Genomic DNA, 16,041 nt, shown 5'->3' with positions numbered 1-16,041 from the left:
CAGCAGGTTATTCGAGCGTTATCCGCAGCGCAGCCGCTATGGCCCAGGGCATTAGTGAAATGCTCAGCACCGAAAGTGCCGAGAGAAACAGTAGCGGTCCTTGGATCGGTAGACCATGGGCCGCCTGATCAATCGCCGAAGCACCGAATATCAGCACAGGGACATAAAGTGGCAGCACGAGCAGAGACAGAAGCACGCCACCGCGGCGAACGCTGACCGTTAGTGCCACGCCGAGTGCACCGGTGGCGGTGATAGCCGGCGTTCCGGCGGCAAGAGTCAGCATGGCTACGGCTACGCTCGATACCGGTAATTGATAGAACAGTACCAGCAAGGGCGAGACCAATATCAAGGGCAACGCTGTGACTAGCCAGTGAGCCAGCAACTTGGCAAGGACAACGATCGACAAGGCTTGTGGCGCGATGGCGAACTGCTCCAGAGTGCCGTCGTCGAAATCCGAGCGGAACAGTTGCTCCATCGACAGTACCGAGGCCAGCACAGCCGCAACCCAGAACACGCCGGGTCCGATGGCGCGCAAATTCTCGGGGGCGATGCTCACTGCCAGCGGAAACAGCGTAGCTATTAGCAGAAAGAAAACCACAGGATTCAAATAATCCGCCCGGGAACGATTGGCCAGCAGTAGGTCGCGTAGCAGCACGGCGAAGAAAGCGGACCTCAGGGTCTGTTCAGCCGGTGCCGAGTGGGAGTCTGGCAACGCTTGCTCGTCCGAGGGACAGTTGTTGATGCGTGGTGATGATTGCTGATCCGCCTTCGGCAAGGTGCTCCTCCAACAAACTGGATAGCCCATCGATCGTTTGTCTGTCGAGGGCAGTGAACGGCTCATCGAGTATCCATAGCGGCGCGGCTGTAAGTATGAGTCGAGCCAAGGCGACCCGGCGTAGCTGCCCAGCGGAGAGGTGCCGGCAGAGCGTGGCTGCGTAGCGCCGGATGCCCAGGCACTCAAGGGCGGCACTGGGTTCGGTAACGGCGCCAGCAAGCCGCGCATAGACTTTGAGGTTCTCCTCCGGGGTCAGATCGAGCTTGACGGCGGGCGTATGCCCCAAAAACAGCATCTTGCTGCGATAGACTTCGGTGATGTCGCTAAGTGCATGGTCCTGCCAGTAAATCGTGCCGCGCAATGGCGGGCTTAGCGTCGCCAGCGTTCTGAGCAGAGTGGTTTTTCCCGAACCGTTTGGGCCTTCGGCAACGAGCGCTTCTCCAGGTTTGACTTGGAAATTCAGATCGGTTGCCAGAATTCGCTCGCCACGCGAGATCGTCAGTTTTTCAATCCGCAGCATGCTCATTATGATCGCGCTAGAAAGCCGCTATCCTCGCCGAAAAGCCTTCCGGAGCCAAGTATGCATTACAAAGCCGGTCTCCGGGGCGGAGTTGATTGCTGAACGGATGCATCCGGTCGTCGCCGGGATTGGTTTTATCCATGGATGGACCCGCGCTCGACAGTATGATGGATGAGGCATCGTAAAGGGTATTGGCTAAGGGGCAGGTCGACATGTCCGGACAGAACCTGAAGCAGCCTAGCAAAGGTCGGGGCGCGATCAGCAGCCCTCCCTCTCGTTATAGCGCCATGACGGTGGAATCCGTCGATGATGGTTGGGTAGGTGACGGTGCGGAGCCTGACAAGCTGCGTACTGAAGTTTTCAGAGATGTAAGCCGTTCGATCATTACCTATAACGAGTCACCGGATGTTCCATTTGATCGCTCGATCAATCCGTTCCGGGGTTGTGAGCACGCGTGCGCCTACTGCTTCGCCCGTCCCACGCACGCCTACCTCGGGTTGTCGCCCGGCCTCGATTTTGAAAGCAAGATCTTTGCGAAGTTTGCTGCCGCAGAGCTTCTAAAAAAGGAGCTGGCAAAGACGAGCTATAGAGCCGATGTCATTGCGCTGGGCGCCAATACCGACCCCTACCAACCGGTGGAGCGAAGGCTGCAACTCACCCGCGGGATTCTGCAGGTGCTGCATGACTGCCGCCATCCGGTGGTTATCGTCACCAAATCGTCACTCGTCGAACGGGACATTGATTTGCTGATGCCGATGGCACGACGCAAGCTCGCCCAGGTTGCGTTCTCCGTCACCTCGCTGGATGCCGAACTCAGCCGTCGGCTCGAGCCGCGAGCGACGGCACCCGCTCGGCGATTGCGAGCCATTAAAACCTTGTCGGAGGCAGGTATTCCGGTAACGGTGCTATTTGCGCCGGTAATCCCGGCACTTAATGACTCGGAGTTGGAGGCGGTGCTCGCGGCAGTGCGGGAAGCCGGCGCGCAGGCGGCCGGCTATGTGCTCCTGCGCCTTCCGCTCGAGGTCAATGGGATCTTCCAAGAGTGGCTGAGTGTACATGCGCCGCTCAAAGCCCGACATATCATGAGCCTGGTGAGGCAAATGCGGGAGGGGAAAGCCTACCAAGCCGAGTTCGGCACCCGCATGCGCGGCAAGGGCATTTTTGCCCAACTCATCGGCAAGCGCTTCGAGCTCGCCTGCAAGCGGTTGGCCCTCAATCAGCGCCGCCTTGATCTTGACTGCTCACAGTTCATCCCGCCACGTCAGGCGGGATCGCAGCAAGCGTTGTTCTAGCCCGGTGGCAGGCGGAAACTCGTGCCAGGGCAGTGAATCGCACGGCTGGCTTGTTGGACACTCGGGTTGCAGCTGCCAGTGTGGCGCTAGGCGAGGCGCGGCGAGATCGACGACTGTGGGGCAGCCTGCGTTGAACACTTGCTGAGCTCCCCGGCGGAGTTCCACTATTTTTGGCCTGGTCCATAGAGTTTTTATACTTTGCAGATTCGGTCGCTTGAGGATCGCTTTCCCCACGCCCATAATCATAATCAGGAGAATTACCGGAAACGCTCGCCTTGCGTTTGGTATTGGGAAAGTGGACTACAACCCCACGTGTTGGAGCCGCGCGAGCGAGGGAGGCAGCGAGCGCAGACCGCCTCATCTAATTCATGGAGGCGGTTTCTGTTCAGTGCTGGAAATCATAGCCGCCGGAAAACAGGCCATGGAGAAGTCCATACGTCGCACCATGGGCAGGGGAGCGGCAAGCCGTGCGCTAACGGGCATGCGGGATTGTGTCACGGCGGTGTTTCCAAAGCGTGTCTACATCGAGGGGGATGAGCTCTATCACGCCATGCTCTCGGCCATTCGGTCCGCTCGCCGCAGCATCAGCCTGGAGACCTACATTTATGCCGATGATGCGGTGGGGCGGCGCTTTAGCCGCGCCCTTGCCGAGCGGGCAGAATCCGGTGTGAAAGTCAGATTGTTGGTCGACGCCTTCGGTTCGCTGGGGTGTTTTCCGCGCCGTACGGAGAAAGAGTTACGGGTCGCCGGCGTACAAGTGCGTCGTTTCCATCGTTGGCAATGGCGCCATCCCTTGCGCTATAACCGTCGGAATCACCGCAAATTGCTGGTGATCGATCGGCATTACGCCTTCCTCGGCGGTTTCAACATTCATGAGCAGAGTTCCCGCGTCCACACCGGGTCCGAGCGTTGGCGCGACACACATGTTCATTTCGAGGGCGCATTGGCGCGCGAGGCCGAAGCGCTGTTTGATTTGTTTTGGTATCAGCGCTGGCGATATCATCATGCGCTGCGGCTTCCGGCCACCGATGTGCTCGCCTCCAATCACAACAGCTATACACGGCAACGCTTGCGCTACTTCGTCGACGATATTCTGGAGAGCGCTCGACTCCGGCTCTGGGTGAGCACGCCCTACTTCGTGCCGGATCAGCATATGCAACGACGTCTGATCCGAGCGGCGCAGCGGGGTGTGGATGTGCGCATGCTCGTTCCTCACAAATCGGACGTTCAATTAACACGCTGGGCTTCGTGCGCCGTCTACGCGAAACTGCTGGATGAGGGGGTGCGTATTTTCGAATACCTACCGCGGATGCTCCATGCCAAAATTGTGCTGGCCGATGGGGAATGGTGCATGGTCGGGACGTCTAATCTCGACTATCGCAGCTCACGGCACAATTACGAGCTCAATCTCATTTCTGCTGATCCGGCACTTTGCCGTGAGTTAGAGGAACATTTTCGACGTGATCTACAGGGTTCGGCAGAGGTGCACCACCGCGGCTGGGCCGCGCGTCCCCTGTTTCAACGCCTTGTCGAGACCATTGGCTGGTTGATTAGAGGCTGGCTTTGAGTCTGAGCGAAGTCTCTGAGAGACAGCCCAAGTTCGAAAAATCATCTTTATTTTCTGGATTCATTCCTTAGAACGTGTTATGCACTTCAGAGTAACCTGCTGATTTAAAAATAGTCTTTCGTATTTGGTTCATAACACGCTCTAAATCGCTTAGAGAGAGGCCGTATCGAATGCGACATGCTGCTACGCCCCGCCGTTTGCTGCTAGCGACCGCGTTATTGTTCCTAGGAATGCTTTGCACCCTGGATTTCGCGGTTGCACAGAGCAAGAGTGAGATTTTGCTCAACGCATTGAGCGAACCGGAACGACAGAAACTTTTGGATACTCGCAAGGAACTTGAGGGGTTGCACCGGCAGCTCGCGGAGATCACCGCCGCCGCCCGAAAAAATAATCCGTCGTTACAAGGCCAAGAAGATAAGCTGCGCCATCTTGTTCTCAATACGATGGAAGCGGCCGGTTACCAGCCGGAGCAGGAGATGGCGCATCTCAAAGAGCTTACGAGCAAGCTGCGTGCCGAGAGCGTCGATCCCGAGCAGAAAAAACGCTTGCTTACCGATTATCGGCAAACTCAGGCTCGTTTGATGGCGGCTCAGCGTGAGGCTATGGCCAACGAAGAGGTACAGCAAGCACGAGAAAATTATCAGAAGCAGGTGCGCCAAGCGATGGAAAAGGAGAACCCTGACGCCGAGGCGTTGATCCAACGCTACGCGAAAATGCGTATGCAACTGCGACGCCAGTTGGAGGAGGCGATAGAAAACCAGGGTGCAGACCACTGAGAGACTACGGACGGGGTCGGCCGGGTACCTAAAGGGTGCTCAAATAGGGCCGCTTCGAAACCGGTAAGTTTTATGAGCCAGACCCAGAGTTTCCATGCCGCCCTGGAGTGGCTTCACGGCGTTTTGTTGCTTTCGTCCGGTCGCAAACGGGATGCGGTAGTGCATGCTACAGCCGTCCAGACGAAATTATGCCGGAAGGTAAAACTCCGGCAACAAATACATTTTGTCATGAAGCTGTGAGCTGACGCGATGACGCTTTTTGAAATTATCCCTCGCTATGATCGGAATCAGGCGCTGCGTGTGAAGCGCTTTCTGATGGCGGGTTTAGTGTACGCGGTGATTATCGGTTTGCTGGCGCTTTATGTGCTCCAGGGGTTCATGGATTTTCGCAATTGGTTGCTTACGATCGCCGCCATCTTTGCTGTCAACTCAATCGTATTTCTGATTCTACGCAGCGGCCGCAATGAACGTTGGCATGATCCGAGTTTGACCGGATTTCAGATGGTTGCGGCTTGCCTTTTAATGACGCTCACGCTCATCGAGGTGAACACGGGCCGAGGGGCCTTATTGTTGCTCTACGTCGTGCTGTTGCTGTTCGGAGTTTTTCGATTGCGGACCCGGCAATTCATGGCCTTGGGGCTGTTCGCGCTGTTGTGTTATGGCGGGGTCATCGCGTTCGTTTATTACAGGCATCCGGAGTCTACGGATTTGCCCGTCGAGCTATTGCAATGGCTAGCGTTTGCCGTACTGGTTCCCTGTGGGGGCTTCTTCGCTGGCTATGTCGGCCGGCTGCGCCAGCAAATGCGAGAATATCAAGTGGCATTGCAGCAAGCGCGCGAGAAAGCGCATGACCTGGCAGTGTATGACGAGCTCACCGGAGTCAATAATCGGCGCAATATTCTCTGTCTTCTCGAGCAAGAGCGGGTGCGTTCCGACCGGCTCGGTTTGCCGTTCTCTGTATGCATGCTCGATCTCGATGAATTCGGGCGTGTCAACCAACAATTCGGCTATAGCGCGGGTGATCAAGTCCTCTGTCAGGTAGCTCACGGCTTGACCCGAGTGTTGCGAGCTGTCGACGAACTGGGCCGCTATAGTGGCGAGGAATTTCTGATTATCATGCCCGATACCCAAGAAGTGGCCGCCGCCGAACAGGCTGAGCGTCTGCGAGAGCAGGTCGAGAACTGCCGGTTCAAGGGGCTCGATCCATCGTTGCGACTCACACCCTCCATCGGGGTAAGCGACTATCAGCCTGGAGAGGGGCTGTGGGCGGTAATCGGGCGAGCACGGTGGGCGGCGGACAAAGCCTTCGCCAGGGGCGGCAATCAGACTCTGATCTGTTCCAGGGAGCCACCGGATAGCCTTTCCGCGCCGTGAGCCAGCCGGGAGCACTGGCATGACGTGGGCAACGGCATGGCATCACGGTTCCCGCCGTAAGCTTATCTTGGCCGTGTGCTGTCATGCATTCGCTATAGCATGCGATCTCATCTATACGAGCGGCCGTTGAATGGAGCATAAAAAAGATCTCAAACGGCTGCATGAGAACTTGCAGCGGGAAATCGATAGCGCAGCTTTGTATAACGCGCTTTCCGAGGTGGAGGATCGCCCCCAACTCAAGGAAGTTTACGCGCGAATGGCGCGAATCGAGGAGCATCATGCCCGGTTCTGGCGCGTGCAGTTACGGCGCCGCGCCGCGGTGGCGCCGCAGTTGGACCCGACTTGGCGCTCACGCATGCTGATCAGATTGGCACGTCGTTTCGGCGCTGAGTTCGTGCTGCCGACGGCGATTAGATTGGAGAGCGCTGAGCACGGCTCCTATAAACGCCAGCCCGAATCGCGCCACACCCGCTTGCCGAACGACGAGAGCTATCATCGCAGGCTGCTCAGAGCGATCAGCGTCACCGTGGGTCAGCAGGGGATCGAAGGGGCGACGATCGCACGGATGGAAGGCCGCCATGACAGGGTTGGCGGCAACGCGCTACGTGCGGCTGTGCTCGGGGCAAATGATGGGCTTGTCTCCAATCTTAGCTTAATCATGGGTGTGGCGGGCGCATCGGTTGGCAGTCGGACTATTCTGATTACCGGACTGGCCGGTTTGCTGGCCGGCGCGATTTCAATGGCGCTAGGTGAGTGGATATCGGTAACGAGCTCTCGCGAGCTCTATGAGCAGCAGATTCGGGCTGAGGCGGAAGAGCTGGCCGAGATGCCTGAGGAAGAGGAGGCCGAACTCGCGCTTATTTACCAGGCGAAAGGCTTGCCCGAGGAGGAGGCCAAAGCGCTGGCAGCACGGCTTATCGCCGATAAAGACAATGCGTTGAATGCGTTGACGCGCGAAGAGCTTGGCATTGACCCACACGCGCTCGGCGGCTCGCCTAAAACCGCTGCGTTTGCCTCCTTTATGCTGTTCGCCGTGGGTGCGAGCCTGCCGGTGCTACCATTCTTTTTTCTGACAGGTCTGCCAGCCACTAGCGCAAGCCTCCTGTGCAGCGCGTTTGGCCTGTTCGGTATTGGTGCAGCGATCACCTTGCTAACCGGGCGAAGTGCGCTCCACTCTGGCATTCGACAGCTGCTATTCGGTATGGGCGCGGCTGCGCTTACTTATGGCATTGGTTGGGTGTTCGGAGTCACGCTCACCGGCTGAAGAGCCAATCACGAGGTGGCAGGCTTACGGGTATTCCCGGTAACCGTGTGCGAGGTTTCCACGGGCGCAATCCCGCTAAGCGATGGCCATTGTTGTTGTCGCAACGTGTGTTCGATCCGCTTCCAATCATCATCGGTCAACAATTGGTCGGCAAGCGGCAATAGCTCATTCTCCTCGCGCGCTACATGCTGGCGCTGCAACTCTATATAACGATGGGCTCGGGCGTCGAATTCCGCCTTGGCTACGAGCACGTCCTCTGTCATATCTTCCACGCTCTCGAGTAGCTCCTCGCTGCGCCGCCGGAGCTCCTCGTGTTGTTGGGTCAATTCACCCACCAACCGAGCGGCGCGCTGTTCACGCGCCACTACGTTACGGTAGACAATGCGTTCCCTATTATTGTCCCCTGGACCCAAGTATTGCGTGAGGTAATAAAAGCCCTCCTTCATAGCGCTCAGGTCAGCGCTCCCTTCCTGGTCAAGGGATTCAACTTCCTGCTCCAACATATCGAGAACGGCCCGGATTCTCTCATGCCTCGAGAGAAGCTGATCGAGTACGTGCATGGCGAATTCTCCCTACTATGCCACAGCCGTTTTTGCCATGGCCTCGAAGCAGGTATCTAGATCTGCGCCCCCTTCAGCCGCTGGATGTTATTCAGGCAATATAGCTCACGCGCGCGTTACTCTCCTGTGGTAATTGTTCAGATTGTGAAGAGCGCCCTAGACTCAACGTGTAGGGGTGATCGATGGCCATTTGCCATGTACCTTCGATACCGAGCAGGCCGCCCTATAAGGGGGTTGTTTCGGCGAACGGTGAGCGGCAAGCCACCGGCGCGCTGTCGTCGCTCGACTCGGTTGCTATGCTTGAGTTCAACGTGCTGGAGGGGCTGAAGTAGGGATGTATAAGCCAGGCCACGGCAAATTCGCGGTGCTCGGGTTGGGTAATTTCGGTACGACCATTGCCGTGCACCTGGAGCGGTGGGCAACGAAGTGCTCGGGGTGGACCGCGATGAGGTTCGAATAAAAGCGGTCGCCGATCAGCTGACCCATCTGGTGATCGCCGATGTGCGTGACGAGCGTGCTCTCGAGGAATTGGGTCTCGCCGATTACGATGTCGCTGTAGTCGCCATCGGCGATCAAGCCGTGTCAACCTATTTATGCGGCTTGGCGCGCGCGTTCGATTTCCTCCTCGCGTAGGCTACGCCGGAGGATTTTGCCGACGTTGGATTTGGGTAGTTCGCTACGGAATTCGATCTCCCGCGGTATTTTATAGCCGGTGAGCTGTTTGCGGCAGTGATCGAGTACTTCTTCAGTGCTCGGCGTGCGCTTGCCGCACACGAGGAAGGCTTTCAAGCGCTCGCCATGCGCCTCATCCGGGAGACCGATGACGGCGGCTTCAAGCACGTCCGGGTGGGCAACGAGCACGTCCTCGACTTCATTGGGGTAGACGTTGAATCCGGAGACGTTAATCATATCTTTCTTGCGATCAACGAGATAGATGTAGCCTTGTGCATCCATGCGAGCAATGTCGCCGCTGCGTAGCCAGCCGCCTTCCAGAAAGGCGCTGTTCGTCTCCGCTGCGCCCTTGCCCCAGTAGCCAGCCATGACCTGAGGGCCACGTATGCACAATTCACCGTTCTCCCCCAGGGCAAGCTCATTGCCTTGGTCATCCCGGATGCTGACTTCCGTGGAGGGGATTGGCAGACCGATACTGCCGTTATAGGCGGCTAGGTTCACTGGGTTTATGCAAACCGCCGGGGATGTTTCGGTAAGTCCATATGCCTCCACGAGCGTAGTGCCGGTCGTGGTCTTCCAGCGCTCTGCGATCCGGCGCTGGACGGCCATGCCGCCACCGAGCGTCAGTCGTAAGTGGCTGAAATCGAGATCGGTGAAGCCCGGAGTATTGAGCAGGCCGTTGAAAAGGGTATTCACCCCGGTGAAGGCGGTGAACGGGTGGCGGCGCAACTCCTTGACGAAGCCCGGTAGGTCTCTTGGATTGGTGATCAGGACGTTCTCGCCGCCGTTTTTCATGAACATCAGGCAATTGGCGAGCAGCGAAAAAATGTGGTAGAGCGGCAAAGCGGTGATGATGATTTCTTGTCCTGGGCGCATCTTGGGGGCGATCCACACTGAGGCTTGCTGCAGATTGGCGACCATGTTGCGGTGAGTGAGCATCGCGCCTTTGGCCGTGCCGGTGGTGCCGCCCGTATACTGTAGGAACGCGAGGTCCGTTGGTTCTACGGCCGTGGTTTCGAGTTCGAGGCGGGCGCCCTCTCGCAGTGCTTTTCGAAAGGACACCGCGCCCGGCAGGTCAAACCGAGGCACGGCTTTTTTAATGTATTTCACCACGGCATTGACGAGTTGGGCCTTGGGTATGGGCAGCAGATCGCCTACCCGAGTCGTAAGCACTGTTTCGGGCCGCTGCCCGCTTGGAACTTGTTCGAGTGTGTGGGCGAAGTTCTCGAGTATTACGATCGCCCGTGCCCCCGAATCGTCGAGCTGATGGGTTAGCTCGCGCACCGTATAAAGCGGATTGACATTGACCACCGTAAGCCCGACTCGCAAGGCCCCGAACAGGGCCACGGGGTACTGCAGAACGTTGGGTAACATGAGGGCGATTCGGTCACCCTTGCCGAGTCCGGCACGATGCTGCAGCCAAGCGCCGAACGCGCGGCTGCGCTCATCGAGTTCGCGGTAAGTGAGCGCTGCGCCCATGTTGCTGAATGCCCGCTGATTGGCGTACAACTGAACACTGCGCTCGAACACATCGTTCAGCGACGTAAACTCCTCGAGGTCAATCTCTGCCGGCATGTCTTTCGGATAGCTTTTGAGCCAGATCTTCTCCAATTTTTCTCTCCAAGCCGCTGAGCTCAGCATGCTTTCGATGGTTACGCATTACTCGTGATTAGTATAGAGAAGGGATCCCGTGATAGCAGTGCTTTGTTACTATGCCGGGCCATGATTTTTGGTTGGCCGCACAAGTCGACGATGTTGCGAAGCAGCATGAAAATTGCTATGTTGCAGTGCAATAGATAGCACCGGTTGAAGGGTGCTGATAGGACGCCTGCGGGATGCCATTTGCCGGCACGGGTGTTCGGCTGCCCAAGCTTGAGGTTCAGGCAAGCTGCGCTTTTCTCGCTGTCGGCTCGCTGCAAGGGGATTTGTCGACATGTATGAAGGCTTGTATACGAATATGAATACTCTGTTTGCGCAGTTCATTGCACCGGCGCGCAAGTTCAATTCGCTGGTAATTGAAAATGCCGGCAAACTCGCCGAGTTCCAGGTCAATGCAGCCTACTCTTATACCGATATCGGACTGAGGCCGCTGCGCGAGGCACTCCAAGCCAACGACGTGGACGGTTTGTGGCGGCTTGTCACCAGCCAAAACGAAGCGGGCCGTACGTTGGCGGCTAAGCTTTTGGCTGATAGCCAAGTGCTGGCCGGTTTCGGCCGGGATTTTGGTAAGGAAGTCGAGAAGCTACTAGCCGAGGATGTGGTTCCTTCCATAATGGCGGCGGCAAGCAATGGGGCTGAGTCTTCTGCTACGAGAACGGCCGATCGTTAGCCAGCCTAGGGTTCGGCGCCCGAGCCGATTTGCGAGAGGCCGCCGTAGGCGGCCTTTTTGCCAGCTATCTAGAAAGCCAGGATCGCCAAGATACAAGCAGTCCTTTCCAGCTTCAATTCCGCGGCGTTATGGAGATTATGGTCGGGATGAAGTGGGGCTCTCCTCCTCCGAGCCTGCGCGGTTTGCCGCACCGACCTCCACGTGATCGACCGGGAGTTGTGGAACGCTAAGCAGCCACTCATCCCGGGGCACGAAATTGTTGGGGTGGTGGATCAGTTCGGCAACGGTGTCACTCGCTTCGAGTTGGGAAACCGGGTAGGCGTACTATGGCTTGGCTGGACCTGTGGTCAGTGCCGCTATTGCCGCCGTAGGCAAGAGAGTCTTTGTCCGGCGGCGAAGTTCACCGGCTATACGCTCGATGGCGGTTACGCCGAGTACGCGCTTGCCAAGGTCGGTTCGGTACGCTGCGGGCCCATGCGTGTGGCGGTTGCAGCAGTGCACTGTTCGATCAGCTCGCGCTCCCGCGTAGATCGGCTGATCGATCCGGGTCGCGGCGAGCGGTTTTGCAAGTAATCGTGTCTCCAAGCTTGCCAAGCTTGATCCCAAGCTGTTTATGGTGGGTTATGAAGCCGCCGAACTCATCTATCCAGCGAGCCACGTGGAAAGTCTCGGCCAGCTCCGGGTTGCTAGCCGCCGCTGTTCTGCGTTGCCTCTGCTCAGTCAATTCGCCACCGCATCTTTGTCACGATCGATACCACAACCAGTGAGAGGAAGAAGGGCACCTCCCATCCCCGTAGCCACCGCGGCCCGAAGCCGAGGTATTTTTTGTCCGGAAGGGCCACCTCAATCCGATCAACCGAGGCGTTGCTAGGTAGATAGCCAATGGGGTTGCCGACTAGGGCGTTCCACCATTGCCATTTGTGGACGATCGGTACCGGAACTCGCCATGACACATCGGCTACGATTGTTTGGTGGTGGTCGGCAATCAGGATGTGGGGCGGTGGCTGATATTTTGGCACGGCCTCATCACGAACGCCTCCAATCCATTTGGCGTGCGGTTGCGGCGGTATGGTCTGGATAGTGGGTGTCGATCCCAGCGCGGGGTAAGTATAGCCGTAGTCGGTGCTTAACCAGCAGATCAGAGCGAGCAACGGTAGCGAGGAGAGCAGGGTTGGCCATGCTACCAGGCCCACCTGCTGCAGTGCAGTTCGCAAAAAGCTTCCAATAAGTGGTGCGGCGTCGGCGAAGTTACCCTCATGGGTTTGGAGTCGCCACCGAAGCTCAGTGAGTTTGGTTTTAGTGCGGCCGATTCCTTCTTGGGCCGAGAGTGCTCGGTAGAGCCCCGTGGAAATCAGCGCGGCCACGCTGCCCCACAGGATGAGCCGACCAAGCGGAGGGATTGCCATGGCTGTTTGAGCATCGAGCCATGCGAAAATCGGCGCCGGTGCATCAAACACCCCCATGGCGATGGTCTCCTGGCCGTGTGAACCCCCGAGCGATTATTCTTTTGAGTTCCGGTCGAGCTTGACCATCCCATAGCCCCAGAGGATGTCACCGACGCCGATGTAGATCGCGGGCAAATCCCCGTTGGGTGGGCGTGGACCTTACAACTTGCCGCTTGATCTGAAACTCGTGCGGTTTTGCGACAAGCGCGGCTTGCCACACTCCCTATCGTCATGTTCGTGTATCGGACGCGGGCCCTTCCATCTACTGTCAGCAGTAAGACCAGGTCAAACCAATGTTGGTTCCATCGGGGTATCGATACCTGGAGCTCCAGCGCCGTAGCGGCGCGTCAAGCCGAGCCTGCGCTGTGTGCTGATCGTGCGCGGCATCGGTGCGCCGCCGGTATCCCGCCGTTTCCCGGCTGCGGCTGTCGGGGTGTTGTGTAAAGGCAACGAGCACGATACGTAAGCCGCGTGGTTTTGGCTGTTATAAAACCCATACTACTGTTTATTAAAAGTAACTTATGTATGATTGTTTACGTACTACCATAAATTTATTAAAATTCATGTTCGATCGTATGATGTCTCGTATCCACAACATAAACGGGGTATAGTAGGCAGGTCTTACCAAAGGGGGGAGACAGCTTTGTTGCCTTTAGGCGACGTTGTTTTACTAAGATTCTGATTTTAATCATGAATTCTCGCTGAGCACGCTGTGTTGCTTCATTGCGACACAGAGATCGAACGATTGGCTTGTCTGACAAGGGATGCAAATCGAGTTTCCAAGAAGGATGGCAACGTTTTGCCACCTCTGGACGGATGATGCTAGACATGGTGTTTGCTCCGCTAGCAGCAGGCTGAATTCATATCAAAAATCCGGAGGTTAAGGATGATGAACCGCAAGCTTGTGCTTGGTTTTCTCATTAGCATGATGCCCGTGCTGGCCCTGGCTCAGGGCAAGGCTCTCATAGGACCCGAGGCCGGTGACAAGGAGTTCGTATTATCTGGTACCGGTAGCAGTCAGAACGATCTGGATACGCTCACCTTCGGCATCCTGGGCGGTTTGGGTTGGTACTATAATAGAAACCTCGAGTTCGGTGTTCGCCAAGGCGTGAACTATGCGGATGTGCCGAATGACGGTGACAACGTTTGGAATGGCTCTACCCGAGGCTTCGTGGACTGGCATTTCATTGCCACGGAGCGCGCTCGCCCGTTTATAGGCGCGAGTCTTGGCGGCGTGTATGGCGAGCGGATTGATGATAGCGGCTTTGCTGGTCTGGAGGCGGGCATAAAATATTTTGTTCGGCCCAAGACCTTCATCCTGGGCGCCGCGGAATATCAATACTTCTTCAATAACCTGAGTGATGTTGATGATGCCTTCGACGATGGTGCGTTCGTCTACACCGTCGGTATCGGCTATCTTTTCTGAGTTTTTTGTTCGCCGACGGGCTAGGTTAAGGTGTGCAACGGCCTCGTCTCGCCCGTTTCGGCTAAAGGGTAATCGTTACCTTTTGGCATGGAGTAGCAAACTCTGGAACAGGGATGTTCCTTCTTGATTGCTTTGGGGCGGGTGCTTGCGAACTGAAGGTTTGGGCGACTCGCACGGGCCTGGCTCGAACAGCCAGGCCGTCCGGGCCGCCGATTGGGTGACTTGCCAGCGTATCGTGACGGAGCGTTTCGTCCATCCGGACTGCTTTAGAAACCCCTACCTGTACGTTTAGATTCCAGCGCCTTTGGAGTGTGCCGCAGCGGCGTTTTCGTAACTCGTTGGAACGTATACCGCAAGCGCGCTCGGAAGCAGATGGAACTTTGCCGGGGTGTGAGTGGCCAGCTCCCCGTCGGCGCTGACGGGCATGGGTTTTCGAGTGTGGATTTCTATGCTCTGAACGCGTCGGTGCCACACGCGTCGGTGTTCAAGGTGGCGGCCCCGGAGCAGAGCAGGGGCCAGTGCAATGAGCTCCCAGAGATCGAGGGGCTCTAAGCTCCACACATGAAGCGTGTGGTCATCGATACGGGCATCGTGGGCCACGGCCAAGCCGCCGCCGAAATGACGACCGTTGCCGACGGTGATCTGAGAGCAGCGTGTCTTATGCTTCCGGCCATTGGTTCGGATCTCGGCCCGAAACGAAGATCTGTCCCTCAATGCTGTGAATGCGGATCTCGCGTAGCCAAGAATCCCCCAGCGTTTTTTAATCTCCGCTGAAAGCTGGCGAACCAGTGTGACGCCGAACCCGATGTGCGCTACGTTAAAGAAGTAATGGCCATTGACGCAGCCTAAATCGATTCGGTGCAGCCGACCTTCAGCAATCACTTCGCACGCCGCGATGGGATCGAGCGGAATGCCTAGAGTGCGCGCCAAATCGTTGGCTGTACCGAGCGGCAAAATCCCTATTGGCAGGGCGCTTGCGAGCAGCGCCTCGGCGGCTGCATTCAAGGTGCCATCCCCACCACCGATTATGATACGGTCGCAATTGTGTCTGTAATTATGAATCAGTTCCGTAATTGATCGTTTGTTGCTGGGAAACACCATCTCTACGGTGAAACCGGCATGTCTCAGCCGTGCCTGGACGGCGTCGAGATCGATTTGGCCGCCGCGGCTGTAGCGATTTATGATCAGTAAAATCCGGCCCGGAATCATGGTGAAGTCTCCTCCGTTGTTCGGCGGTAGGGGTTTCTTATCCTCTTAGCGCAAGCAATTGAGTTGGCCGGTGCAACCTAACAAGAAAAGACCCTCGCCGCCGTTTGGGGCGAGGGTAAAACAGGCTCGAGGAGGTGAGGCTGTTGACCTCAACTAAAATTCAGCAATATATATGCCATATTTTTTGGTTTTTGCGCCATTCAATGGAATAAAGACTTACTCAAGAGAATGTTAGGGACGTCGCCGGCACTCGCGAACAACGCCAGCACACCCCAGCGGCCATCCTGTGCTCATAACAAAAGCATTACCTGAGCTTCGCGTGAGTCGCGTTCTAACGACATCTCAGTGTGCCGGCAAGTAATAAGTTCGGCGTTGCTATGAGCGCGCCTATCCGGTGAGCCAGAAAGCAGTATGAACCTGTGGCGAGCTTCGAGATCGAATCGCTTGCCGTGCGCACACCTATTTATTGGATATAGAATGCAGAGCACCGTGCCGTCTCGGCGGGGTTACTCGCCATTTCGATACACGGCATTCGCCGCGGCCACTCCGGCCCCACTATCCAGGCCCACGCCCTGATCTAGCAGGCAGCACTCCAAGGCAGCCAGGAACAGCAGTACATTGCGCGCCGTGCTTGCCTCCCCCATCAGTCCGATGCGCCACGTCTTGCCTTTCATCGGGCCTAAACCTCCGCCAATTTCGATGCCGTACTCACGCAGCAATTGCGAGCGCACCCCGCTGTCATCGATCCCTTCTGGTACCCATACGGAATTGAGCATGGGCAGCTGTTGGCCTTCCGCCACAGAGTATTCGATCCCCATTGCCTGTAAGCCAG

The 16,041-nt window shown here is 57.0% G+C and carries 14 protein-coding genes and 2 pseudogenes; 9 read left to right on the top strand and 7 right to left on the bottom strand.

The annotated features are described in order from the left end of the window. Nucleotides 1–7 precede the first annotated feature (7 nt). Together ccmB and ccmA are read right to left on the bottom strand one after the other, a co-directional pair. Nucleotides 8–655, bottom strand: coding sequence for a heme exporter protein CcmB (gene ccmB / locus NB231_RS06880; protein ID WP_005000921.1), 648 nt, complete (start codon nucleotides 653–655; stop codon nucleotides 8–10). Nucleotides 656–683: 28 nt separating this feature from the next. Then, entirely contained in the window at nucleotides 684–1,301 is a 618-nt protein-coding gene (gene ccmA, locus NB231_RS19510) for a cytochrome c biogenesis heme-transporting ATPase CcmA (RefSeq protein WP_005000919.1), read from the bottom strand. 206 nt (nucleotides 1,302–1,507) lie between these two features. On the opposite strand from ccmA, the gene NB231_RS06870 reads away from it, so the two are divergent. The 5 genes from NB231_RS06870 to NB231_RS06850 all read left to right on the top strand — a co-directional run bounded on the left by NB231_RS06870 (nucleotide 1,508) and on the right by NB231_RS06850 (nucleotide 7,568). Further along, entirely contained in the window at nucleotides 1,508–2,587 is a 1,080-nt protein-coding gene (locus NB231_RS06870; protein ID WP_040662009.1) for a PA0069 family radical SAM protein, read from the top strand. A 388-nt stretch (nucleotides 2,588–2,975) separates the two neighbouring features. Continuing rightward, entirely contained in the window at nucleotides 2,976–4,154 is a 1,179-nt protein-coding gene (locus NB231_RS06865; protein ID WP_005000914.1) for a phospholipase D-like domain-containing protein, read from the top strand. Nucleotides 4,155–4,324: 170 nt separating this feature from the next. Further along, nucleotides 4,325–4,930, top strand: a complete 606-nt coding sequence (locus tag NB231_RS06860; RefSeq protein ID WP_040662007.1) for a hypothetical protein — start codon at nucleotides 4,325–4,327, stop codon at nucleotides 4,928–4,930. Nucleotides 4,931–5,179: 249 nt separating this feature from the next. Then, nucleotides 5,180–6,304, top strand: coding sequence for a GGDEF domain-containing protein (locus NB231_RS06855; protein ID WP_005000911.1), 1,125 nt, complete (start codon nucleotides 5,180–5,182; stop codon nucleotides 6,302–6,304). A 130-nt stretch (nucleotides 6,305–6,434) separates the two neighbouring features. After that, nucleotides 6,435–7,568: a VIT1/CCC1 transporter family protein gene (locus NB231_RS06850; protein WP_005000909.1), complete on the top strand. Its 1,134-nt coding sequence runs from the start codon at nucleotides 6,435–6,437 to the stop codon at nucleotides 7,566–7,568. Nucleotides 7,569–7,576: 8 nt separating this feature from the next. Here NB231_RS06850 and NB231_RS06845 read toward each other — a convergent pair whose 3' ends face one another. Then, on the bottom strand, nucleotides 7,577–8,128 hold the full coding sequence (locus tag NB231_RS06845) for a hemerythrin domain-containing protein (RefSeq protein ID WP_005000908.1): 552 nt from the start codon (nucleotides 8,126–8,128) through the stop codon (nucleotides 7,577–7,579). 414 nt (nucleotides 8,129–8,542) lie between these two features. Here NB231_RS06845 and NB231_RS06840 point away from each other — a divergent pair, with 414 nt between their 5' ends. Further along, nucleotides 8,543–8,761, top strand: coding sequence for an NAD-binding protein (locus NB231_RS06840; RefSeq protein ID WP_005000906.1), 219 nt, complete (start codon nucleotides 8,543–8,545; stop codon nucleotides 8,759–8,761). On the opposite strand, the gene NB231_RS06835 is transcribed toward NB231_RS06840, so the two are convergent. Beyond that, entirely contained in the window at nucleotides 8,720–10,411 is a 1,692-nt protein-coding gene (locus NB231_RS06835; RefSeq protein WP_040662005.1) for an AMP-binding protein, read from the bottom strand. The genes NB231_RS06840 and NB231_RS06835 overlap by 42 nt on opposite strands. Nucleotides 10,412–10,757: 346 nt before the next feature. Between NB231_RS06835 and NB231_RS06830 the strand changes: the two genes are divergently transcribed. Next, nucleotides 10,758–11,129 carry a phasin family protein gene (locus NB231_RS06830; RefSeq protein WP_198007253.1) on the top strand — a complete coding sequence of 124 codons (372 nt, stop codon included), beginning with the start codon at nucleotides 10,758–10,760 and terminating at the stop codon, nucleotides 11,127–11,129. 180 nt (nucleotides 11,130–11,309) lie between these two features. Next, nucleotides 11,310–11,702: pseudogene (locus NB231_RS18445) on the top strand (alcohol dehydrogenase catalytic domain-containing protein); the annotation flags it as partial. A gap of 143 nt (nucleotides 11,703–11,845) precedes the next feature. On the opposite strand, the gene NB231_RS06820 reads toward NB231_RS18445, so the two are convergent. Then, complete coding sequence (locus NB231_RS06820) at nucleotides 11,846–12,592, bottom strand: hypothetical protein (protein ID WP_005000902.1); 747 nt, start codon at nucleotides 12,590–12,592, stop codon at nucleotides 11,846–11,848. 871 nt (nucleotides 12,593–13,463) lie between these two features. On the opposite strand from NB231_RS06820, the gene NB231_RS06815 reads away from it, so the two are divergent. Then, complete coding sequence (locus tag NB231_RS06815; protein WP_040663439.1) at nucleotides 13,464–14,000, top strand: hypothetical protein; 537 nt, start codon at nucleotides 13,464–13,466, stop codon at nucleotides 13,998–14,000. Nucleotides 14,001–14,288: 288 nt separating this feature from the next. Here the strand turns inward: NB231_RS06815 and NB231_RS06810 are convergent, their stop codons facing one another. After that, the gene (locus tag NB231_RS06810) at nucleotides 14,289–15,209 is read right to left on the bottom strand and encodes a lipid kinase (RefSeq protein WP_005000899.1); all 921 of its coding nucleotides are present in this window, start codon (nucleotides 15,207–15,209) and stop codon (nucleotides 14,289–14,291) included. Nucleotides 15,210–15,715: 506 nt separating this feature from the next. Continuing rightward, nucleotides 15,716–16,041 (bottom strand): annotated as a pseudogene (locus NB231_RS06805) (alanine--glyoxylate aminotransferase family protein); the annotation flags it as partial.

The sequence above is a fragment of the Nitrococcus mobilis Nb-231 genome, assembly GCF_000153205.1.
Classification (GTDB): Bacteria; Pseudomonadota; Gammaproteobacteria; order Nitrococcales; family Nitrococcaceae; genus Nitrococcus; species Nitrococcus mobilis.
The sequence above is the reverse complement of the archived record's forward strand: the minus strand, read 5'-3'. Positions and strand labels throughout refer to the sequence as shown.

Bases quoted from the DNA above. Each gene is read 5' to 3' on its own strand.
- NB231_RS06855 (WP_005000911.1), top strand. From the start codon at position 5,180: ATGACGCTTTTTGAAATTATCCCTCGCTATGATCGGAATCAGGCGCTG.
- NB231_RS06820 (WP_005000902.1), bottom strand. From the start codon at position 12,592: ATGGGGGTGTTTGATGCACCGGCGCCGATTTTCGCATGGCTCGATGCT.
- NB231_RS06870 (WP_040662009.1), top strand. From the start codon at position 1,508: ATGTCCGGACAGAACCTGAAGCAGCCTAGCAAAGGTCGGGGCGCGATC.
- NB231_RS06860 (WP_040662007.1), top strand. From the start codon at position 4,325: ATGCGACATGCTGCTACGCCCCGCCGTTTGCTGCTAGCGACCGCGTTA.
- NB231_RS06830 (WP_198007253.1), top strand. From the start codon at position 10,758: ATGAATACTCTGTTTGCGCAGTTCATTGCACCGGCGCGCAAGTTCAAT.
- ccmA (WP_005000919.1), bottom strand. From the start codon at position 1,301: ATGAGCATGCTGCGGATTGAAAAACTGACGATCTCGCGTGGCGAGCGA.
- NB231_RS06810 (WP_005000899.1), bottom strand. From the start codon at position 15,209: ATGATTCCGGGCCGGATTTTACTGATCATAAATCGCTACAGCCGCGGC.
- NB231_RS06850 (WP_005000909.1), top strand. From the start codon at position 6,435: ATGGAGCATAAAAAAGATCTCAAACGGCTGCATGAGAACTTGCAGCGG.
- NB231_RS06815 (WP_040663439.1), top strand. From the start codon at position 13,464: ATGAACCGCAAGCTTGTGCTTGGTTTTCTCATTAGCATGATGCCCGTG.
- NB231_RS06845 (WP_005000908.1), bottom strand. From the start codon at position 8,128: ATGCACGTACTCGATCAGCTTCTCTCGAGGCATGAGAGAATCCGGGCC.